Below are 20,830 nucleotides of genomic sequence, written 5' to 3'. Positions count from 1 at the left end.
GGCGTAGAGCGTAGTGGGTGCCTCTTCACACGGGGTGTGAACGGAGTGCCCGGATCCGCAGGGTGTGCGCGCTGTTGCGGAGAGTTCCGAACCGGTTGACTGAATTGCCTCGCAAGAGGCCGGCCGGGCCGCCGGCTCCCCCTCGTACAGTACGGTGGCCCGTTTGGAGCCGTCCGTCCAGTTGCCTGCCCGACACTCCGTGGCTGGACGGACGGCAGCTGGCCGCGCGGGCCTCGCCGGGTGTACGAGGGGACTACAGGTGGTTCGTCGGCTGGGGGTGTGTGGTGGCCGGGCGCGCGGTTCCCCGCGCCCCTGAAGGGGCGTGGGCGTCTCCCAGGACCAGCAGGGCGACGTCGTCGGGCGGGGCCCCGTGCGTGTGGTGCAGCAGCGCCGTGAAGGTCCGGTCCAGTACGGCTCGCGGTGCTGGTGGCCCCTCGCGTACGGCGTCTGCCAGGACCTCGGGCAGCGGGAAGAACCGGCCGCGCGCGTCACGGGCGTCCTCCGCGCCGTCCGTGTGGAGGAAGAGCGCCTCGCCGGGGAGCAGCTGCCCGCAGGGCACCTCGGACAGTTCGGCGGGCAGCGGGAAGAGGCCGAGGGGAGGCAGGGGGTCGTCCCGGGCCAGCGGCTCGACCCGGGTGCCGTGCAGCAGGTACGGCCATGGGTGCCCGCAGTTCAGCGCCCGCACCGCACCGTCCGGCCGGATCTCCAGCAGCAGGACGGTGACGAACTCCTCGGCCGCGGTCGGTCCCGGCGCCTCGCGCAGATACCGGGCGTGGGCGCGTTCCAGGCGGCGCAGCACTCCGCTGAGGTGCCGTTCGTCGTGCACGGCCTCGCGGAAGCTGCCGAGGACGGCGGCGGCCGTGCCGGTGGCGCCGAGGCCGTGCCCGCGGACGTCACCCATGATCACCCGTACGCCGTGCTCGGTGCCGACGACGTCGTAGAGGTCGCCGCCGATCTGCGCACCGGGGTCGGCGGAGAGCTGGGCGGCTGCGACGTCCAGCCCGCCGACGTGCGGTGGCAGCGGAGGCAGCAGCACCCGCTGGGCGGCGCCCGCGACCCGGCGGGCCTGCCGCAGTTCGCGCAGCAGCGTCCGCCGGACGTGCAGCACCAGCCCGGTGCCGACCGCGAAGAACACGGCACTGGTGACGATTCTGGCCCCGAGCCCGTCCTGCTGGGCGAGCGGGCAGGCCAGCTTGTACGTGATGGCCGTGGCGCCCCACACGGTGGGCAGCCCGAGCGCGAGCGCCCGGCGGGGAGCCCTGGCCCTGATGTGGATCATGCCGTTGGCCCCCCAGTCAGGCCCAGACAGCGCGGACCGGCCCCTAAGGGCCGGTCCGATTCTGTCGAGGCATGGCCGGGAAGGGCCAGATCACCAAGGAACGTCACCCGTACGAGTGACGTGACCACCACGGGCCCGGAAGGGCGCGGGGAACTGCGCAATCAACCACCGGTAACCGGCATCCGACGGGCCACGCAGTCCCCCGCGGCGCTCATCCGCGCAGCACGGCCCCCGTACGCTCACCCGCAAGGGCGACTGCCGCATCCCTCGCGGCCGACGCCTCGTCCACCGTCAGGGTCCGGTCACCCGCCCGGAAGCGCAGCGCGTACGCCAGGGACTTGCGCCCTTCGCCCAGCTGCTCGGCGTTCTCGTACACGTCGAACAGCCGGATGCCCTCCAGCAGTTCGCCGGCGCCCTCGCGCAGCGCCGCCTCGACCTCCGCGGCCGGCACGAACGCGTCGACCACCAGGGCGACGTCCTGCGTGGCGACCGGGAACGTGGAGATGCCCGGCGCCTGCGGGGTGTCGTCGCCGACCCGCTCCAGGACGTCGAGGTCCAGCTCCATCGCACAGGTGCGCGCGGGCAGGCCGAGGGCCTTGAGCACGCGCGGGTGCAGCTCGCCGGCGTGGCCGACGACCCGCTCGGTGCCGTCGACGGTGACCGCCAGCTCGGCGCAGCGGCCCGGGTGCCACGGTCCGTACTGGCCCTTGCGGACGATCAGCCCGGCGCCGGCCTCGCGGGCGACGGTCCGGGCGGCCTCGACCGCGTCGGCCCAGTCGGCCGGGCGGCCCTTGCCCCACCAGCCGGCCTGCTCGCGGGCGCCGGCCAGCACGACGGCGACGTGCCGCGGCTGGTCGGGCAGCGCGGCGTTCAGCGCGGCGAGGTCCTCCTCGCTGGGGCGCCGGTCGACGGGCAGGTCGGCGGCGACCCGCTGCTCCTCGCGCGGCCGGAAGACCAGGCCGGTCTCGAACAGCGCCAGGTCGTGGCCGCCGCGGCCGTCGTTGCGGCGCAGCGCGCCGAGCAGGCCCGGCAGCAGCGTCGTGCGCAGCGCGGGCTCCTCGTCGTTGAGCGGGTTGACCAGCTTCACGACGCGGCGGGCCGGGTCGTCGGCCTCCAGGCCGAGCTGGTCGAAGACCCGCTCGGAGACGAACGGGTAGTTCGGCGCCTCGACGTAACCGGCACCGGCCAGCGCCCGGCCGACGCGGCGGTGCAGCCGCTGGCGCCCGGTCAGACCGAAGCCGGCGGGCGGCTTCGGCAGGGTGGAGGGCAGGTTCTCGTAACCCTCCAGCCGGATGACCTCCTCGGCGAGGTCGTTGGGGGCGGTGAGGTCGGGCCGCCAGGACGGGACGGTGACGATCAGCTCGTCCTGCCCGTACACGTCGCAGCCCACCTCCTGGAGGCGGCGTACGACGGTCTCGCGGCCGTAGGTCACGCCCGCGACCTTGTCGGGGTGGTCGGCCGGCAGGGTGATGGTGCGCGGCGCGGAGGGCGCGCTGACCTCGGTGACCCCGGCCTCGGCGGTGCCGCCCGCGAGCAGCACCAGCAGGTCGACGGTGCGCTGCGCGGCGGCTGCCGCGGCCTGCGGGTCGACGCCGCGCTCGAAGCGGCGGGAGGCTTCGGAGGACAGCTTGTGGCGGCGGGCGGTGCGCGCGACGGACACCTGGTCGAAGTGGGCCGCCTCGATCACCACGTCGCTCGTCGCGGTCGCCCCGTTCTCGGCGGCGTCGTGGTCCGCGATCTCGGTGTTGGCGCCGCCCATGACGCCGGCGAGGCCGATCGGACCGCGGTCGTCGGTGATGACCAGGTCCTCGGCGTGCAGGGTGCGGGTGACGCCGTCGAGGGTGACGATCTGCTCGCCCTCCTCCGCGCGGCGCACGCCGATCGTGCCCTGGACCAGGTTGCGGTCGTAGGCGTGCAGCGGCTGGCCCAGCTCCATCATCACGTAGTTGGTGACGTCGACGGCGAGCGAGATCGGGCGCATGCCGACCTTCTGCAGGCGCCGCTGGAGCCAGATCGGGGAGCGCGCCTCGGGGCTGAGACCGGTGACCGTACGGGCGGTGAAGCGGTCGCAGCCGGTGGGGTCGGCGATCTTCACCGGGTAGCCGTAGGCGTTCGGGCCGGGCACGTCGAGCAGTGCCGGGTCGCGCAGCGGCAGGCCGTAGGCGATGGCGGTCTCGCGGGCGACGCCGCGGATGGACAGGCAGTCGCCGCGGTTGGCGGTGACGGCGATGTCCAGGACCTCGTCCACCAGCTCCAGCAGCTCGATGGCGTCCCTGCCGACCTCGGTCTCGGGCGGCAGCACGATGATGCCGTGCTTTCCGTCGTCGCCCATGCCCAGCTCGTCGCTGGAGCAGATCATGCCGTGCGAGACCTTGCCGTAGGTCTTGCGCGCGGAGATCGAGAAACCGCCCGGCAGTGTGGCGCCGGGCAGGACGACGACGACCTTGTCGCCCACGGTGAAGTTGCGGGCGCCGCAGACGATCTCCTGCGGCTCGCCGGTGCCGTTGGCCCGGCCGACGTCGACGGTGCAGAAGCGGATCGGCTTCTTGAAGCCCTCCAGCTCCTCGATGGTCAGCACCTGGCCGACGACCAGCGGGCCCTTGAGGTCGGCGCCGAGGTGCTCGACGGTCTCGACCTCCAGACCGGCCGAAATCAGCTTGGCCTGCACGTCCCGACCGGTCTCCGTCTCCGGCAGGTCGACGTACTCCCGCAGCCAAGAAAGCGGGACCCGCATCAGATCTCCATCCCGAACGGCCGGGTGAACCGGACGTCGCCCTCGACCATGTCTCGCATGTCTTCGACGTTGTGGCGGAACATCAGCATCCGCTCGATGCCGAACCCGAAGGCGAAGCCGCTGTACTTCTCCGGGTCGACACCGCAGGCCCGCAGCACGCGGGGGTTGACCATGCCGCAGCCGCCCAGCTCGATCCAGCCCTCGGACGAGCAGGTGCGGCAGGGGCGGTCGGGGTTGCCGACGGAGGCGCCGCGGCAGACGTAGCACACCATGTCCATCTCGGCGGACGGCTCGGTGAAGGGGAAGAAGTTCGGCCGCAGCCGGGTCTTCATGCCCTCGCCGAACAGCGACTGGACCATGTGGTCCAGGGTCCCCTTGAGGTCCGCCATGGTCAGGCCCTCGTCGACGGCGAGCAGCTCGACCTGGTGGAAGACCGGGGTGTGCGTGGCGTCCAGCTCGTCGGTGCGGTACACGCGGCCGGGGCAGATCACGTAGACCGGCAGCTCGCGGTCGAGCAGCGAGCGGATCTGCACGGGCGAGGTGTGGGTGCGCAGCACGACGCCGGACTCGGCGCCCTCCGGGCCCTCGACGAAGAAGGTGTCGGCCTCGCCGCGGGCCGGGTGGTCCGGGCCGATGTTGAGGGCGTCGAAGTTGAACCACTCGGCCTCGACCTCGGGGCCCTCGGCGACCTCGTAGCCCATGGCCACGAAGATGTCCTCGATCCGCTCCGACAGTGTCGTCAGCGGGTGGCGGGCGCCGGCCGGGACGCGGTCGTAGGGCAGCGTGACGTCCACGGCCTCCTCGACCAGGACGCGCGCGTCGCGCTCGGCCTCCAGCTCGGCCTGGCGGGCGGCCAGGGCCTTGTTCACCGCTCCGCGGGCCTGGCCGACGCGCTTGCCGGCCTCGGCCTTGGCGTGCGGGGGCAGGGCGCCGATCTCGCGGTTGGCCAGCGCCAGCGGGGAGGTGCCGCCGGTGTGGGCGACCTTGGCCTCCTGGAGCGCGTCGAGGGAGTCCGCGGCGGCGAAGGCGGCGAGCGCCTCGTCCCGCATGCGCTCGATCTCTTCCGGTTTCAAGGCCTCGACCTCGACAGGGTCGTACGACTTATTGGGTGCCGACATCTCTTCCCGTGCTTCCGATTGTCCCCCAGCTACCGCTGGGAGGTGCCCCCCGGCTGACGTCCCCGTCACCGACTGGCCACCAGGCGTGGGCCGTGTGCAGGACACAAAGGTGCCAAAGGCCGAGTCTAACGGGGTGAGGGTGTGCGAATGAGCCCGCGGGCCTCAGGCCAGGTAGGCCGGAGTGCTCACGGGCAACGTAAATCGGAACTCGGCGCCGCCGCCGGGGGCGCGGCCGACCGTGATGGAGCCGCCGTGGGCCTCGACGATGCCCTTGACGATGTAGAGCCCGAGGCCGGTGCCGCCGCGCTTGCTGCCCCGCCAGAAGCGGGTGAAGACGCGGTTCATGGATTCCTCCGGGATGCCGGGCCCCTCGTCGCTCACCGTGACCGACGTGGCTGCGATCTCGCCGTGCTCCCCCTCGCGGGGTGACGCCGTGGCCGCGATGTCGATGGTGACGGTTCCCTCGCCGTGCCGCACGGCATTTTCGATGAGGTTGCTGAGCACCTGGTCGATCTTGTCGGGGTCGGCCCACAGCGCGGGCAGCGGCTGGGCGAGGCGGAGCAGGAAGCGGTCGGCGGGCTGCCCGGCGGCGACGTATGCCTGGATGTGGCGGCCGACCGCGGCGCCGATGTCGACGGGCTGGCGGCGCAGCTCCAGCCGTCCGGAGTCGATGCGGGAGATGTCGAGCAGCTCGGCGATGAGCCGGGTGACCCGGTCGGCGTCGGCGTCGACGGTCTCCAGCATCAGCCGCTTCTGGTCGTCGGTGAACCGCTCCCACTTGGCCAGCAGGGTGGCCGTGAAGCCCTTGACGGAGGTGAGCGGGGAGCGCAGCTCGTGGGCGACGGTGGCGATCAGCTCGGCGTGGCTGCGCTCGGTGCGGCGGCGGGCCTCGGTGTCGCGCAGCGTGACGACGAGGCGGTGGAGCGGGCCGGTGGGGCGGGTGCGGACGTAGCGGGCGCAGACCAGCACCTCGCGTCCGCCGGGCAACAGCAGGTTCCGCTCGGGCTGCCGGACCCGGATGGCGAGACCGCCGTAGGGATCGGTGAGCTGCCACCAGCGCCGTCCCTCGAGGTCCTCTAACGGCAGGGCCTCTTCCAGGCGCCGGCCGAGGGCGTCGGCGGCGCGCCGGGCGGTGATGCGCTCGGCGGCGGTGTTGAAGCAGATCACCCGCCCGTGCTCGTCGGCGACGACCAGGCCGTCGGGAAGCTGGTCGGGGTCGAGTCCGAGGTCGGCGACATCACCAGGCCGGCGGGGCGTGGGCGGGCGCCGCGCCTGACGTGCTCCCGGTGCGCTGCTCGTGCCGACGCTCATGCCCGTACCCCACCTCTCGACCGCGCAGGGGCCCCGAGCTGGCCACCCTACTAGCTCTTGGTGACGGAGCGGCACCCTGCGGCGGCGCGCTGTGCACGCGCCGACGCGTAGAGACATACGGCGGCGGCGGTCGCGAGGTTCAGGCTCTCGGCCCGGCCGTGGATCGGGACCCGGACGACGGCGTCGGCGAGGGCCCGGGTCTCCTCCGGGAGCCCCCAGGCCTCATTGCCGAAGACCCACGCGGTCGGCCCGCCCATGGTGCCCGCGTCCAGCTCGGCGTCGAGGTCGTCCTCGCCCGCGCCGTCGGCGGCGAGCACCCGGACGCCGGTCTCGCGCAGCCCGGCGACGGCCCGCTCGACGGGGACGCCGACGGCGACGGGCAGGTGGAAGAGGGAGCCGACGGAGGCCCGGACGGCCTTGGGGTTGTACAGGTCGACGGAGGCGTCGGTGAGGACGACGGCCTCCGCGCCGGCGGCGTCGGCGCACCGCAGCACCGTGCCGGCGTTGCCGGGGTCGCGTACGTGGGCGAGGACGGCGACCAGCTTCGGGCGGGCGGCGAGGATCTCCTCGAAGGGCGTGTCCAGGAACCGGCAGACCCCGACCAGGCCCTGCGGGGTGACGGTGGTGGAGATGTCGGCGATCACCTGCTCGGCGGCGAGGTGGACGCGGGCGCCGGCGTCCCGGGCGGCACCGATGATGTCGGCGTAGCGCTCGGCGGCCTCCACGGTGGCGAACAGCTCGACCAGCGTGTCCGCGTACGCCGCCGCCTCCCGCACGGCCTGTGGCCCCTCGGCCAGGAACAGCCGCTCCTTGCCCCGGAAGTTCCGCTTGGCCAGCCGCCGCGCGGCCAGGACGCGGGGCGAGCGGGGGGAGATCGGCTCGGGGGTGGCGGGGGGCATCCTCTTCTTCACCTTCACAGTCTTCTCGGCGCGGGGATCGGCGCCGGGGGGCGCCGGGTTCCGCGCCGAGGGGCGCGCGGGGAACCGCGCGACCGGCCAGGACGGACCCGCGGACGAAAAGGCTGCCGCGGTCCGCCAACAGCAGGACCCGCAAGCCGGAAGCCTGCGGGTCCTTCCATCACGTCGGCCGTGAAGCCGGCGCAGCGTCACGCAGCCTTCGGCGCGTTGACGTCGCTCGGCAGCGCCTTCTGGGCGACCTCGACGAGGGCGGCGAACGCGCCCGCGTCGTTGACGGCCAGCTCGGCGAGGATCTTGCGGTCCACCTCGATGTTGGCGGCCTTCAGACCCTGGATGAAGCGGTTGTACGTAATGCCGTTGGCGCGGGCAGCGGCGTTGATGCGCTGGATCCACAGCTGGCGGAAGTCACCCTTGCGCTTCTTGCGGTCGTTGTAGTTGTAGACCAGCGAGTGGGTGACCTGCTCCTTGGCCTTGCGGTACAGGCGCGAGCGCTGACCGCGGTAGCCGGAGGCCTGCTCGAGGATCGCCCGGCGCTTCTTGTGGGCGTTGACTGCCCGCTTGACGCGTGCCACTTGTTAACTCCTTGTAGCGGGGCCGTGGTGGTACTCACACGGCCCGAGAACGACTGGGTCCCGGTCCTGACGTACGGCGCTCGGCGATCAGACGATCAGGCGCCGGGGCGTCACTTGCCGAGAAGCTTCTTGATCTTCTTGGCGTCGCCCGGGGCCATCTCGGCGTTGCCGGTGAGGCGACGCGTCACGCGGGACGACTTGTGCTCGAGCAGGTGGCGCTTGCCGGAGCGCTCACGGAGCACCTTGCCGGAGCCGGTGATCTTGAAGCGCTTACTGGCACCGCTGTGCGACTTGTTCTTCGGCATAGCGCCGTTCTCTCCTCGTCGGTGGCGCTCCGGTGCCCGGTCGTGAAACCGGGCACGGTGGAGCGTCGCTCTTGTTTCGGTTACTGATGCCTGGGACTGACGTCCCGGGGATCACGCCTCGGCAGGCTCCTCGGCCGACTCCTCGGCGTCCGCAGGGTTCTGCGAGCGGCCGGGGTTGGCCTTCGCGGACGCCTTGCGGGCCTCCTGCGCCTGGCGGGCCTCGGCCATCGCCTCGGTCTTCTTCTTGTGCGGACCGAGGACCATGATCATGTTGCGGCCGTCCTGCTTCGGGTTCGACTCCACGAAGCCGAGGTCCTGGACGTCCTCCGCGAGCCGCTGGAGCAGTCGGTAGCCCAGCTCGGGCCGGGACTGCTCGCGACCACGGAACATGATCGTGATCTTGACCTTGTCGCCCTGCTTGAGGAACCGGACGACGTGACCCTTCTTGGTGTCATAGTCGTGCGGGTCGATCTTCGGCCGGAGCTTCATCTCCTTGATGACCGTGTGCGCCTGGTTCTTGCGCGCTTCACGGGCCTTCATGGCCGACTCGTACTTGAACTTCCCGTAGTCCATGAGCTTGCACACGGGCGGACGGGCGTTCGCCGCGACCTCGACGAGGTCGAGGTCGTACTCCTGCGCAAGCTCCAGGGCCTTGGCAAGCGGGACAATCCCGACCTGCTCGCCGCTGGGACCGACAAGTCGCACCTCGGGAACGCGAATCCGGTCGTTGATGCGGGGCTCGGCGCTGATGGATCCTCCTCGGTAGCACCACGCGACGGTCTGGCGGACAGCCGCGTAACGTCTGTGTTGTTAGACCTAACCGCGCCGAAGCAGAAAAAATGCCCCGGACGATCACAGGCGGGGCTCCTCGAACTACCGGAGCACCGCCGCGGGGATCGCGGGGCGCGCTTTCGGGTCGGCCGCCGCCTCGGGGGGCGGTGCCGCCTGACCGGTGACCCGCCGTCCTGGGGACGGCAAGGTGGGAGTTCGAAAGCCTCCACTTTGTGGGTCGGGCCCGTCGCCCTGAGGCGCGCGTGTCCGACCGGTCGTTGTTCCAGATTAGCAGTTCGCCGGGGGAACGGCGAACCGACACCAGGTGGGGGCCCGGCCCGGCCTGCGCCTATCGTGTGCGGCATGAGTGAGACCCCTCCTGAGAACCCCGACTTCGACGCCATGACCCGAGACATCGCCGAGGTCCCGGCGGTCGAGGTGATCGTGACGGTCGCCGTCAACCTGATGAGCGCCGCCGCGGTGAAGCTCGGCCTGACCGAGGAGGGGGAACGGCACAAGGACCTGGACGAGGCGCGCAAGCTGGTGCACGCGCTGGCCGGCCTGCTGGACGCGACCGCGACCGAGATCAGCTCGTTCCACGCGGCGCCGCTGCGCGACGGCCTGAAGTCGCTCCAGCTGGCGTTCCGCGAGGCGTCCCTCGTCCCGGACGAGCCGGGTCAGGGGCCGGGCGAGAAGTACACGGGCCCGGTCTTCGGCTGACTTCCCGACCGGTTCGTCCGGGTGCGGGTTCGTCCGCGTGTGGGTTGGTCCGGGTGCGGGTTCGTCCGCAGACTCAAGTTCGTCCGCAGAATCGGGTGCGTCTCCGTCCCGGTTCATCCGCGTTCGTACAGGGGCTCGCCCGGTGGCGTCGCCTCGGTCGGCAGCAGTGCCAGGTCGAGGCCGCGCACCAGGCGGGCCCTCAGCGTCTCGTCGGCGGCGAGGCGGGCGGCCACGGCGCGGGCGGCCTCGGCGGGCGCGGCGGACGGGTCCAGTACGAGGGCGAGGATGCCATCGGCCCGCCCCGGTCCGAGGTGGGCGCGGAGCACGGCCGGCTCGGCGGCCACGGCCGTGCGGACGGCCTCGACGACGGCCGGGTCGGCGAGCGGATCGGCGGTGGTCCGGCCCTCCGCCAGGGCCAGCAGCGCGGACCCGGTCAGTTCGAACGGCACCGGTCCGGCCAGATCCAGCACGACCGTGTCCGCCTTCTCGTGCGCCGCCGCCTGCAGCGCCTGGTGCAGGGGTACGGCCACGGGGCGGGCCGCCGGGTCCCAGCGGGCGAGGGATTCGGTGGAGGTGAAGGCCGGCAGGGCGGTGCGGCCGGCCGCCTTGAGGGTGGGCACCGCCATGTCGCTGGTCTTCTCGCGGCGCAGCCCGTTCTCGTCCTCCTCCACCTCGCCGAGCACGGCGACGACGGGGACGAGCAGCCGGGCGCCCTTCAGGGCCTGGAGCACCGGCGTGACGGCGGTGCGGTCCTCGGCCCAGGCGGCGAGCGCCGCGCTCAGCGCGGGGTCGGCGGAGCCGTCGTCGTCGGAGAAGCCGGGGTCGGGGATGTTCTTGTTCGCCACGGCTCCGACCCTATCGGGGGCCGGACCGTGGCCGACCGGCGGCCGGAGGGGCTAGAACTCGTCGAACTCGCCGAGGCGGCGGCGCCGGCCGCGCCAGAGCACCACGGAGGCGACCAGCAGGACGCCGCCGGCGCCGCCCGCGAGCGGTGCGGCCCAGACGGAGGCGTCGCCGCCCGGGGTGTCGGTGGCCGGGCCGGGCCCGAAGTACTTGTCGCCGTACGCGGCCGAGGTGAGGCCCTCCGGCTCCAGGCGGCCGGCCGCGTCGATGGCGGCGGCGGGGTCGACGAAGCCGAAGCCGCGCGAGTCGTCCCGCCCGCCCTTCGGGGCGTTGCGGGCGGTGTCCTCCAGCAGCCGTTTGATCTGGGCCGGGGTGAGGTCGGGGTGGGCCGCCCGGACGAGGGCTGCGGCGCCGGAGACGTAGGCGGCGGCGGCACTGGTGCCCCAGCCCTCGTAGTACTTGCGGTCGGGGTCGGCGATGATCACGTCGACGCCGGGGGCGCTGACCGTGGCGTACCAGCGGCGGGTGGAGAAGGAGGCGCGGGTGCCGTAGCGGTCGACGGCGGTCGCGGCGATCACGCCGGGGTAGGCGGCCGGGTAGGAGACGTGGTCGCCCTTCTCGCCGCCGTTGCCGGCCGACGCGACGACGACCACGCCCTTGTCGAGGGCGTACTGGATGGCCTCGTCCTCGCCGGCCTCGGGGTGGGCGGAGGCGGAGTCGTCGCCGAGGGAGAGGTTGATGACGTCGGCGCCGTGGTCGGCGGCCCAGCGGATGCCCTCGGCGAGGGCGTTGCCGCGGGTCTTGCGGGCCTTGGCACGGGCCGGGTCGCCGTCCTCCAGGATGACGCGGACGGGCAGGATCTTCGCCTCCGGGGCGATGCCCAGGACGCCGTCGGTGCGGCCGGGGCCGTGTCCGTGACCGGCGATGATCCCGGCCATGGCGGTGCCGTGCCGGGCCCAGGCCCGGTCGCCCTCCTCGGCACCGAAGCCCACCAGGTCCTCACCGGGGAGAACGTTGCCGGCGAGGTCGGGGTGGCCGGCGTCGACACCGGTGTCGAGGACGGCGACGGTGACGCCCTCGCCGCGCGTGGTCCGCCAGGCCTCGTCGGTGCGCATGGCCTCCAGGGACCACTGCCGGGCGCGGATGCCGTCGGCGTGCGCGGTGGTGGCCGGGACGAGGGCGACGGCCGCGGCGACGAGGAGGCTCACCGCCGCGCGGCGGCGGGTCTTGGCGGCTGTCACGAGGGCTGCTCCGCGGGCTCGACGGGCTGTCACGAGGGCCGCTCCGTGGCCGGCTCGGCGGTCTTGCGCAGGCCGCGTTCGACCCGGTCGGCGAGGCCCTGGGCCTCGTGGCCGAGGCCGGCCTGGGCGGGGGCGGCGGTGGCACCGGAGGCCATGGCCTCCTCGGCGGGCTGCGGGTCGTCGACGGTGCGGCCGTCGGCCCAGCCGGAGACGGCGTAGACGACGACGGGGGCGTCGGTGAGGACGGAGACCGTCCATGCGGCGCGCTGCGGTGCGCCGAACTCCGCGGCGACGGTGCCCTCGGCCGCGTACGGCAGCGGCACGAGGTCGGTACGGCGGTGCAGGCCCTCCCGGTCGTAGCGGCGGGCCAGCTCGGTCATGGCGGCGGCGTCGGCCTTGGTGAACAGCAGGCCGACGGTGGTGACGTAGCTCTGGGTGGCGTCGGTGTAGGTGGCGCGGAGCAGGCGGGCGCAGCCGACGGGGGCGAGGGCCTTGCGCAGCAGCGGGTCGAAGGCGTTTGCGCAGCCGCTGTCGGGGGCCACGGCGATCCGGGTCCAAGTGCGGTCGGCACCGCCGGGGCCGGCGCCGCGGCCCTCCACGGTGGGTGGGAAGAGCCGGTCGACCGGCACGCTGTGCCACAGGTCCCCGGCCGCGGTGAAGCCGCTGCGCGCGCCGTCGTCGCCGGAGTCGCCGGTGAGCCAGCTCCCGGCGACGGCACCGCCGACGAGCCCCATCCCGAGCACGAGACAGACGCCGGCGGCGACGGCCTGCCCGCGCATCCGCCCACCGGACGCCCGCCGTGGCCGGGCCCGCTCGTACTCCTCCGGCTCCCCGCCGGGCACCGTAGGACCACCCCAGGAGAGGGCCGGGTCGGGCGACGCGGCCGTGACAGGGCTGCCCGGGACGGACCGGAAACCGAAACGCCCGTCCCCCTCGACGCCGTCGCGGGACCGACCGGGCGCGGGCACGGCACCCGGACGACCCGACGGGTCGGACCCGGCACGGGACTGCCCGGCAGCGGGCACGGCACCCGGACGACCGGACGGGTCGGACGGATTGGACGGATTGGACGGGTCGGACGGGTCGGAAGTCGCGTGGGCGGAGAGTCGAGCAGCCGATGCCCCCGGACGACCGCCGTCGAGGCCGGACACGGCAGAGGGCCGGTCCGGGGCAGGCCCGGCGCCGGGGTGACCGGACGGCTCGGACCCGGCGCGAGACCGGTCCTGGCCGAAGGTTGCCCGCGGGCGCCGCGCGGAGGCGGCCGGCTCGGCGGGGACGGCGGGGTCGGCGGGGTCGGTGGGCGCGTCCGCGGGGATCGGGCGCAGGCGGGTCGTCGTCTCCGCCGGAGTCTCCGCGGGGGTGCCCGGCCGGCGGGCCGGTGGTGCCGTGCCGGGCGGCTCCTCCGGCGTGCCGCGCTCGCGCCGCGCGCCGGGGCCGACGCCGACGGTCGGCGGCGTGTCCGGGAAGCGGGCGGAGGCGCGCGGCGGGGGCGGGGACGTGAGGCCGGTGGCGACGGGGCCGGACGGCGTCGGGCCGGGGTGGCGCGGCGGCCGGCCGGCCGGGGAGGCACCCTCCTGTGCCGCCGGTCGCTCGCCCGGTGGCGCGTCCCGCAGGGGGCGGGCGTCACCGGCAAACGGCCGACCGGTGGCGGACTCGGACGAAGAACGCTCAGCGGACGCACCGGGACCCGACGACGAGCGCTCACCGGACACACCGGACCCCGACGGCGAAGACCCGCCCGGCACACCAGGCCCCGACGGTGAAGACCCGCCGGGCACGCCGGACCTCGACGGCGAGGGCTCACCTGGCCGAGACGCGTGCCCGCCCGGGAACGAGGTCCCGGCGGCGGACGGCGCGGACCCGATCCCGGAGGCGGAGGCGGACGACGTAGACGGGCACCCAGAGACCGGCGGTGTGGACGGGAGCCCCGAGGCGGACGACGTAGGCGGACGCCCAGGGACCGGCGGCGCGGCCGGAAGCCCGGGGGCCGGAGGCGCCGGCGGGGTGCCGGGGGGCGGGGGTGGGGTCGCGGGGCGCGGGGGGAGGGAGGCGCGGGTGCGTGGCGCTTCCGTGCTCATGCACCCCCCGTTTCCTCGTGCCCGGGCCGTTCCTCGTGACGCGGTACGCGGTGCACGCTCCGTCCCGGCACGCATACCCGCACGGACGGACCGCCATCCCGGCGCGGACGTCGGACCGCTGCCCGGGGCGTTCCACCGTGCGTGCGCGTCACTCTACGGCGTGGTCCGGCGCGAAGGGGAACCAGTCCGCGCCCCCGTGGCATTGGCCCGGATCGTCCCCCTACCCTGCGGTAATCCGTTCTGGCAGGCTGCGTCCATGACTGCGCGCTCCGCCGACCGGGCCCGTTACGACCGGGCCACCGCCCATCTCGACGCACCACTGGCGATCGTGGACCTGGCGGCCTTCGACGCCAACGCGGAGGATCTGGTCCGCCGGGCCGGCGGGAAGCCGGTCCGGGTCGCCAGCAAGTCCGTACGCTGCCGGGCCCTGCTCGAACGCGTCCTGGCCCGGGACGGTTTCGCGGGCGTCATGTCGTTCACGCTGGCCGAATCCCTGTGGCTGGCGCGCTCCGGTGTCGACGACGTGCTGCTCGCGTATCCGTCGGCGGACCGGGCCGGTTACGCCGAGCTGACCGCGGACCCCAAGCTGGCCACCGCCGTGACCGTCATGGTCGACGACCCGGCGCAGCTGGACCTGATCGACGCCGCGCGCGACGGCGGGCGGGAAGAGGTCCGGGTCTGCCTGGAGTTGGACACCTCGCTGCGGCTGCTGGGCGGACGGGTGCGGGTCGGGGCCCGCCGCTCGCCGCTGCACTCTCCCGCCGAAGTCGCCGACCTGGCCCGGTCGGTGGCCCGGCGGCCGGGGTTCCGGATGGTGGGGATCATGGCGTACGAGGGCCATGTCGCCGGGGTCGGGGACGCGGTGGCGGGGCGGCCGGTCCGGTCGCGCGCGATCCGGCTGATGCAGGCCGCGGCCCGCCGGGAGCTGGCGGAGCGGCGCGCCGCGGTGGTGCGGGCGGTGCGGGCGCTGGTGCCGGACCTGGAGTTCGTCAACGGCGGCGGCACGGGCAGTGTGCAGCACACCGCCGCGGAGGACGCGGTCACGGAGGTCGCCGCCGGGTCGGGGCTGTACGTGCCGCGGTTGTTCGACCACTACACGTCGTTCCGGGGCCGTCCGGCCGCCCTGTTCGCCCAGCCCGTGGTACGCCGCCCGGGCGTGGGGGTCGTGACCGTGCTCGGCGGGGGCTACCCCGCCTCCGGTGTGGCCGGGTCCGACCGGTCGCCGGTGCCGTACCTGCCCGACGGACTGCGCTACGACCCGCAGGAGGGCGCCGGCGAGGTGCAGACTCCGCTGCTCGGGTCCGCCGCCGACGACCTGCTCATCGGCGACAAGGTGTGGTTCCGGCACGCCAAGGCCGGTGAGCTGTGCGAGCGGTTCGACGCGCTGCACCTGGTCGAGGGCGACGCGGTGACGGCGACCGTGCCGACGTACCGCGGTGAGGGCCGCACCTTCCTCTAGGGTGTCGGCCCGAGACTGTTGCCCACGCCCCCGCCGGTGTCCGCGTCGCCGACCGGGCGGATGCCCTTGGTGATCTCGTCCATGTCGCTGAGCGGCGGGCCGTCCTCCCCGGCGTCGAAGACGTAGCGGACGACGATCGGCGAGCCGGTGCCGACGCTGGACGGGAAGACCAGGGACTGGACGTAGCCGCCGGGGCCCTTGGCGGTCTTCACCCGCCAGCGGACGAAGTACCCGGCGCGACCGGCCACCGCGACCGGCCCGGACTTCACGACCTCGTGCGACTCCATGCCGCCGAAGGGCTTGCTGTCGAGCAGGTCGCGGTCGTAGGCGTCCTCGGCCGCGTCCTCGATGTCCTGTTCGGCGAGCACCTTCGGAGAGGTCTCGTCGTTCACCGTCACCGTGCGGGAGATGACCATGCCGTGCCGGCACACGCCGCCGTCGCCGGGGCATTCGTAGGTGCCGTCGGTGGTCATCATGACGTCGTCCTCGGTGACGTACTTCGGCCGGACCCAGCCGGTCGGCAGCGGGAAGGTGATGCCGTTGAGCTGGTCCTCCACGACGGCCGGGTCGTCGGCGGAGGGTTCGGAGGCGGACGGCGAGGCGGTGGGCGCCTCGCTCGCCGGTGCCGTGCCGGTGGTGAGCGTCGCGGTGGGCAGGGGCTCGGCGTCCGGGCCGCCGCCGTCGTCCTCGCCGAGCGCGAAGGCTCCGGTGACGATCGCCGCGACCAGGACGGCCGCGGCGACGGTCAGGGCGACGGCCTTGCCCCGCCCGGTGCCGTCGGGGGACGGCACCGGGCCTCCCGTGTAGAGCGGCACGGTCGGCTGCGGAGGCGGCGGCACCGGCTGCCCGGTGAGCTCCGGTGCGCGCCGGTGCTCGGTCCAGGCCCTGCCGTCCCACCAGCGTTCCTGGTGCGGGGCCGACGGATCGCGGTACCAGCCGGGCGGGGGCGTCATGCTCATGCGGGAACTGTAAGGCGACGGCTACAGCGGCGTGACGTACGCCCCGGAAATCCCGCCGTCCACCAGGAAGTCGGTGGCGTTGACGAACGAGGAGTCGTCGCTGGCCAGGAAGGCGACGGCGGCGGCGATCTCCTCGGCCTCGGCGAACCGGCCGAGCGGGATGTGGACGAGGCGGCGGGCGGCCCGCTCGGGGTCCTTGGCGAAGAGTTCCTGGAGGAGGGGGGTGTTGACCGGTCCGGGGCAGAGCGCGTTGACGCGGATGCCCTCCCGCGCGAACTGCACGCCCAGTTCCCGCGACATGGCGAGAACGCCCCCTTTGGAGGCGGTGTACGAGATCTGGCTGGTGGCCGCTCCCATCCGGGCCACGAACGACGCCGTGTTGATGATGGAGCCCCGGCCCTGGCGCCGCATGTAGGGGATGGCGGCCTTGCAGCACAGGTAGACGGAGGTGAGGTTGACCTCCTGGACGCGCTTCCAGGCGTCCAGGCCGGTCTCCAGGATGGAGTCGTCGTCGGGCGGGGAGATCCCGGCGTTGTTGAAGGCGACGTCGACGCTGCCGTAGGTGTCGTACGCCGTCCGGAACAGCGCCTCCACCTGCTCGGGGTCGGTGACGTCGACCTGGACGAAGGTCCCGCCGGTCTCCTCGGCCGCGGCCTTGCCGCGCGTCTCGTCGACGTCGCCGCAGACCACGTGCGCGCCCTCGGAGGCGAGCCGGCGGACGGCGGCGAGCCCGATGCCGCTGCCGGCTCCGGTGACGACGGCGGTACGGCCGGCCAGGCGGCGGCAGATGATGTCCTCGGTCATGAGCGGTCAGGCCTCCGTGCTGATGAAGACGTTCTTGGTTTCGGTGAAGGCGGCCAGCGCGTCCGGGCCCAGCTCACGGCCGATGCCGGACTGCTTGAACCCGCCGAACGGGGTCCAGTAGCGGACGCTGGCGTGGGAGTTGACGGACAGGTTGCCGGCCCGGACGGCCCCCGAGACGCGCAGCGCCCGGCCGACGTCCCGGGTCCACAGGGAGCCGGCGAGGCCGTAGTCGGTGGCGTTGGCCAGGCGGACCGCGTCGGCCTCGTCGTCGAACGGCAGCACCACGGCAACGGGGCCGAAGACCTCCTCGACGGCCACGCGCGCGTGCGGCTCGACGCCGGTCAGGACAGTGGGCGGGAACCAGAAGCCGGGCCCTTCCGGCGCCTTGCCGCGGATGCCCTGGGCGCCCTCGGGGACGTAGGAGCGGACGCGCTCCAGCTGGGTCCGGGAGATCAGCGGGCCCATCTGCGTCTGTTCGTCGGCCGGGTCGCCGACCCGCACCGCCTCGACGGCGGGGGCGAGCAGCTCCAGGAACCGGTCGTAGACGGTGCGCTGGACGAGGACGCGGGTGCGGGCGCAGCAGTCCTGGCCGGAGTTGTCGAGGAAGGACATGGGGGCGGCGGCCGCGGCGGCCTCGATGTCGGCGTCGGCGAAGACGATGTTGGGGCTCTTGCCGCCGAGTTCCAGGGTGACGCGCTTGAGGGTGGCCGAGCCCTTGGCCAGCACCTGTTTGCCCACCGCCGTCGACCCCGTGAAGACGATCTTCGCGACGCCCGGGTGCTCGACCAGCGCGTTGCCCGCCACCCGGCCGTGCCCGGGCAGCACCTGGAACAGGCCCTCCGGCAGCCCGGCGTCGAGGGCGAGTTCGGCCAGGCGCAGCGCGGTCAGCGGGGTGGTCTCGGCGGGCTTGAGGAGCGCCGCGTTGCCCGCCGCGAGGGCCGGGGCGGTGCCCCAGGCGGCGATCGGCATGGGGAAGTTCCAGGGCGCGATGACGCCGACGACGCCGAGCGGTTCGAGGATGGTGACGTCGAGGCCGCCGGGGACCGGGATCTGGCGGCCGGTGAGCCGCTCCACTCCCCCGGCCGCGTAGTCGAGCAGGTCGCGCACGTTGCCCGCCTCCCAGCGGGCGTTGCCGAGGGTGTGACCGGCCTCGCGGACCTCCAGCAGGGCCAGTTCCTCCAGGTGTGCGTCGACCGTGGCGGCGAAGCGGCGCAGCAGCCGGGCGCGGTCGCCGGGCGCGAGGGCGGCCCAGGCGGCCTGGGCCCGCCCGGCTCGTACGACGGCTCTGTCGACGTCGGCCGCGGTGGCGCCGGGGACGGTGGCGACGACCTCCTCGGTCGCCGGGTTCAGGACGGACAGCTCGTGGGACGGCTCGGATGACAGCTCGTGCGACAGCTCGTGCGACAAGAAGGCCTCACATGCGTTCGAAGGAGCGGCGCAGCTCCCAGTCGGTGACCGCGGCGTCGAAGGCGTCCAGCTCGACGCGGGCCATGTTGCGGTAGTGCGCGACGACCTCGTCGCCGAAGGCGGCCTTGGCGACGGGGCTGTTCTCCCACAGTTCGGCGGCCTCGCGCAGCGTGGTGGGGACGTGCTCGAAGTCGGCGGTGTAGGCGTTGCCCGGGCAGGGATCGGGCAGTTCGAGCCGGTGCTCGACGCCGTACAGGCCGGCGGCCACCATGCCGGCGACCGCGAGGTGCGGGTTGACGTCGCCGCCGGGCAGCCGGTTCTCGAAGCGCAGCGAGCGGCCGTGGCCGACCACGCGCAGCGCGCAGGTGCGGTTGTCGTGGCCCCAGGCGACGGCCGTCGGGGCGAACGACCCCGGCTGGAAGCGCTTGTACGAGTTGATGTTGGGGGCGTAGAGCAGGGAGAAGTCCCGCAGCGCGACGAGCTGGCCGGCGAGGAAGTGCCGCATCAGCTCGGACATGCCGCCCGCCCCGTCGCCCGGCATGGCGTTCCGGCCGTGCTCGTCCGCGAGGGACAGGTGGATGTGGCAGGAGTTGCCCTCGCGCGCGTCGTACTTGGCCATGAAGGTCAGGGAGACGCCCTCCTGCGCGGCGATCTCCTTGGACCCGGTCTTGTAGATCGCGTGCTGGTCGCAGGTGACCAGGGCCTCGTCGTAGCGGAAGGCGATCTCGTGCTGGCCGGGGTTGCACTCGCCCTTGGCGGACTCGACGGTGAGGCCGGCGGCGGCCATCTCGTTGCGGATGCGGCGCAGCAGGGGCTCGATGCGGCCGGTGCCGAGCACCGAGTAGTCGACGTTGTACTGGTTGGCCGGGGTGAGGCCGCGGTAGCCGGCGTCCCAGGCCTGTTCGTAGGTGTCCTTGAAGACGATGAACTCCAGCTCGGTGCCGACCTGCGCGGTGAGCCCCAGCTCGGCGAGGCGCTCCAGCTGGCGGCGCAGGATCTGGCGGGGCGCGGCCACGACCGGGGAGCCGTCGTCCCAGGCGAGGTCGGCGACGACCAGGGCGGTGCCCTCGTTCCAGGGCACCCGGCGCAGGGTGGTGAGGTCGGGGTGCATGGCGAAGTCGCCGTAGCCCCGGTCCCAGGAGGACATCTCGTAGCCGTCGACGGTGTTCATCTCGGCGTCCACGGCGAGGAGGTAGTTGCAGCCCTCGGTGCCGTGGTGGAGCACCTCGTCGAGGAAGAAGCGGGCGGCGAACCGCTTGCCCTGGAGCCGCCCCTGCATGTCGGGGAAGGCCAGGACGACAGTGTCGATCTCGCCGCCCGCGACGAGGGCGTGCAGCTCCTCGACGCCGAGCGGGGGTGTGCGGTCTGCCACGGGAGGGCCTCCTTCGGGCTGCTTCGGTCAGCCGGGAGCCATAAGGTATTGCCGAGAACCATTGCTTGGGAAGGGGGTGCGGCTGCATGTCGCAGGCGGACGCGGAGCGCGTGACGGTCGAGGCGGGTGCCAAGGGCGGGGACCGGGCGGCCGGCGCCGGGGACCGGCTCACCCCGGTGCTGCGGCCGGTGCGGGCGGGCAACGGCTTCGAGGAGGCCCTGGAGCAGATCCTCCAGGTGGTGCGGCTCGGGCTGGTGCCGGGCGGCGGGCGGCTGCCGTCGGAGCGCGAGCTGGCCGAGCGGCTCGGCATCAGCCGGGTGACCCTGCGCGAGGTGCTGAAGGTGCTCCAGGACCAGGGACTGGTCGAGGCCCGGCGCGGGCGCTACGGCGGCACGTTCGTGCTGCCGCGCACCGAGACGCCCGGCGAGGAGGAGCTGCGGCGCCGGCTGCGGGACGTGGACGTCGAGGACACGCTGCGCTTCCGCGAGGTGCTGGAGGTGGGCGCGGCGGAGCTGTGCGCCGGGCACGGGCTGACCGGCGAGCAGGCCGAGCGGCTGCGTGAGGCGCTGGCGCGCACGCACGACGCGCCGCTGACCGACTACCGCCGCCTGGACACCCTGCTCCACCTCACCCTGGCCGAGCTGTCCGGCTCCCCGACGCTCACCGCCCAGTACGCGGCCGTCCGCGCGAAGGTCAACGACCTGCTGGACTGCATCCCGCTGCTGGTGCGCAACCTGGAGCACTCGCAGCGCCAGCACACAGCGCTGGTGGAGGCCGTGCTCGACGGGGACACCGACGGGGCGCGGGAGATGACGCGCGAGCACTGCGCGGGAACGGCGGCGCTGCTGCGCGGCTTCCTCACCTGACGCCGGACGGGGACCCGCGGGTTAACGGGGACGTTACCGCACGGGTCTTGATTTCCCACCCCCGGCACCGCAAA

Annotated in this window: 18 protein-coding genes; 3 read left to right on the top strand and 15 right to left on the bottom strand. The window is 73.8% G+C overall.

Going from position 1 to position 20,830, the window contains the following annotated elements:
- Positions 1-253 precede the first annotated feature (253 nt).
- From ACLGIH_RS28040 to infC, 8 genes are all read right to left on the bottom strand, one after another.
- Positions 254-1,279, bottom strand: a complete 1,026-nt coding sequence (locus tag ACLGIH_RS28040) for a PP2C family protein-serine/threonine phosphatase (protein WP_416528065.1) — start codon at positions 1,277-1,279, stop codon at positions 254-256.
- A gap of 211 nt (positions 1,280-1,490) precedes the next feature.
- Complete coding sequence (gene pheT, locus ACLGIH_RS28035) at positions 1,491-4,013, bottom strand: phenylalanine--tRNA ligase subunit beta (protein ID WP_416528064.1); 2,523 nt, start codon at positions 4,011-4,013, stop codon at positions 1,491-1,493.
- Entirely contained in the window at positions 4,013-5,131 is a 1,119-nt protein-coding gene (gene pheS / locus ACLGIH_RS28030) for a phenylalanine--tRNA ligase subunit alpha (protein WP_416528063.1), read from the bottom strand. Before pheS ends, pheT begins: the two co-directional genes overlap by 1 nt.
- A gap of 162 nt (positions 5,132-5,293) precedes the next feature.
- Entirely contained in the window at positions 5,294-6,442 is a 1,149-nt protein-coding gene (locus ACLGIH_RS28025) for a sensor histidine kinase (protein ID WP_416528062.1), read from the bottom strand.
- Positions 6,443-6,492: 50 nt separating this feature from the next.
- Positions 6,493-7,341, bottom strand: a complete 849-nt coding sequence (locus ACLGIH_RS28020) for a TrmH family RNA methyltransferase (protein WP_416528061.1) — start codon at positions 7,339-7,341, stop codon at positions 6,493-6,495.
- A 206-nt stretch (positions 7,342-7,547) separates the two neighbouring features.
- On the bottom strand, positions 7,548-7,931 hold the full coding sequence (gene rplT / locus ACLGIH_RS28015; protein ID WP_019325184.1) for a 50S ribosomal protein L20: 384 nt from the start codon (positions 7,929-7,931) through the stop codon (positions 7,548-7,550).
- Positions 7,932-8,041: 110 nt separating this feature from the next.
- Positions 8,042-8,236 (bottom strand): 50S ribosomal protein L35, encoded by a 195-nt coding sequence (rpmI, locus tag ACLGIH_RS28010; protein WP_030577024.1) that lies wholly within the window; start codon positions 8,234-8,236, stop codon positions 8,042-8,044.
- A gap of 111 nt (positions 8,237-8,347) precedes the next feature.
- Positions 8,348-8,986, bottom strand: a complete 639-nt coding sequence (gene infC, locus ACLGIH_RS28005) for a translation initiation factor IF-3 (protein WP_416529499.1) — start codon at positions 8,984-8,986, stop codon at positions 8,348-8,350.
- Between the two features lie 384 nt (positions 8,987-9,370).
- Here infC and ACLGIH_RS28000 point away from each other — a divergent pair, with 384 nt between their 5' ends.
- Positions 9,371-9,727 (top strand): DUF1844 domain-containing protein, encoded by a 357-nt coding sequence (locus ACLGIH_RS28000; protein ID WP_416528060.1) that lies wholly within the window; start codon positions 9,371-9,373, stop codon positions 9,725-9,727.
- 113 nt (positions 9,728-9,840) lie between these two features.
- Here ACLGIH_RS28000 and ACLGIH_RS27995 read toward each other — a convergent pair whose 3' ends face one another.
- Genes ACLGIH_RS27995 through ACLGIH_RS27985 form a run of 3 tightly spaced genes read right to left on the bottom strand, consistent with a single transcriptional unit; the run spans position 9,841 to position 12,653 of the window.
- Positions 9,841-10,572: an SseB family protein gene (locus ACLGIH_RS27995; protein ID WP_416528059.1), complete on the bottom strand. Its 732-nt coding sequence runs from the start codon at positions 10,570-10,572 to the stop codon at positions 9,841-9,843.
- Between the two features lie 51 nt (positions 10,573-10,623).
- Entirely contained in the window at positions 10,624-11,811 is a 1,188-nt protein-coding gene (gene mycP / locus ACLGIH_RS27990; RefSeq protein WP_416528058.1) for a type VII secretion-associated serine protease mycosin, read from the bottom strand.
- Positions 11,812-11,840: 29 nt separating this feature from the next.
- A complete protein-coding gene (locus ACLGIH_RS27985) occupies positions 11,841-12,653 on the bottom strand; it encodes a hypothetical protein (protein WP_416528057.1) in 813 nt (270 codons plus the stop codon).
- Between the two features lie 1,492 nt (positions 12,654-14,145).
- On the opposite strand from ACLGIH_RS27985, the gene ACLGIH_RS27980 reads away from it, so the two are divergent.
- Positions 14,146-15,348, top strand: coding sequence for an amino acid deaminase/aldolase (locus tag ACLGIH_RS27980; protein ID WP_416528056.1), 1,203 nt, complete (start codon positions 14,146-14,148; stop codon positions 15,346-15,348).
- Here the strand turns inward: ACLGIH_RS27980 and ACLGIH_RS27975 are convergent.
- Genes ACLGIH_RS27975 through ACLGIH_RS27960 form a run of 4 tightly spaced genes read right to left on the bottom strand, consistent with a single transcriptional unit; the run spans position 15,345 to position 19,890 of the window.
- Positions 15,345-16,301: a DUF2510 domain-containing protein gene (locus ACLGIH_RS27975; protein WP_416529498.1), complete on the bottom strand. Its 957-nt coding sequence runs from the start codon at positions 16,299-16,301 to the stop codon at positions 15,345-15,347. The genes ACLGIH_RS27980 and ACLGIH_RS27975 overlap by 4 nt on opposite strands.
- A 27-nt stretch (positions 16,302-16,328) precedes the next feature.
- The gene (locus tag ACLGIH_RS27970) at positions 16,329-17,111 is read right to left on the bottom strand and encodes a 3-oxoacyl-ACP reductase (protein WP_416528055.1); all 783 of its coding nucleotides are present in this window, start codon (positions 17,109-17,111) and stop codon (positions 16,329-16,331) included.
- Between the two features lie 6 nt (positions 17,112-17,117).
- Positions 17,118-18,518, bottom strand: a complete 1,401-nt coding sequence (locus tag ACLGIH_RS27965) for an aldehyde dehydrogenase family protein (RefSeq protein ID WP_416528054.1) — start codon at positions 18,516-18,518, stop codon at positions 17,118-17,120.
- Positions 18,519-18,525: 7 nt separating this feature from the next.
- Positions 18,526-19,890: a glutamine synthetase family protein gene (locus tag ACLGIH_RS27960; RefSeq protein ID WP_416528053.1), complete on the bottom strand. Its 1,365-nt coding sequence runs from the start codon at positions 19,888-19,890 to the stop codon at positions 18,526-18,528.
- Between the two features lie 86 nt (positions 19,891-19,976).
- Here ACLGIH_RS27960 and ACLGIH_RS27955 point away from each other — a divergent pair, with 86 nt between their 5' ends.
- A complete protein-coding gene (locus ACLGIH_RS27955) occupies positions 19,977-20,756 on the top strand; it encodes a FadR/GntR family transcriptional regulator (RefSeq protein WP_416528052.1) in 780 nt (259 codons plus the stop codon).
- Positions 20,757-20,830 lie beyond the last annotated feature (74 nt).

The organism is Streptomyces hamibioticus (genome assembly GCF_047946815.1).
Classification (GTDB): Bacteria; Actinomycetota; Actinomycetes; order Streptomycetales; family Streptomycetaceae; genus Streptomyces.
Note: the sequence above shows the minus strand (reverse complement) of the source record. Positions and strands in the feature narration are given on the sequence as shown.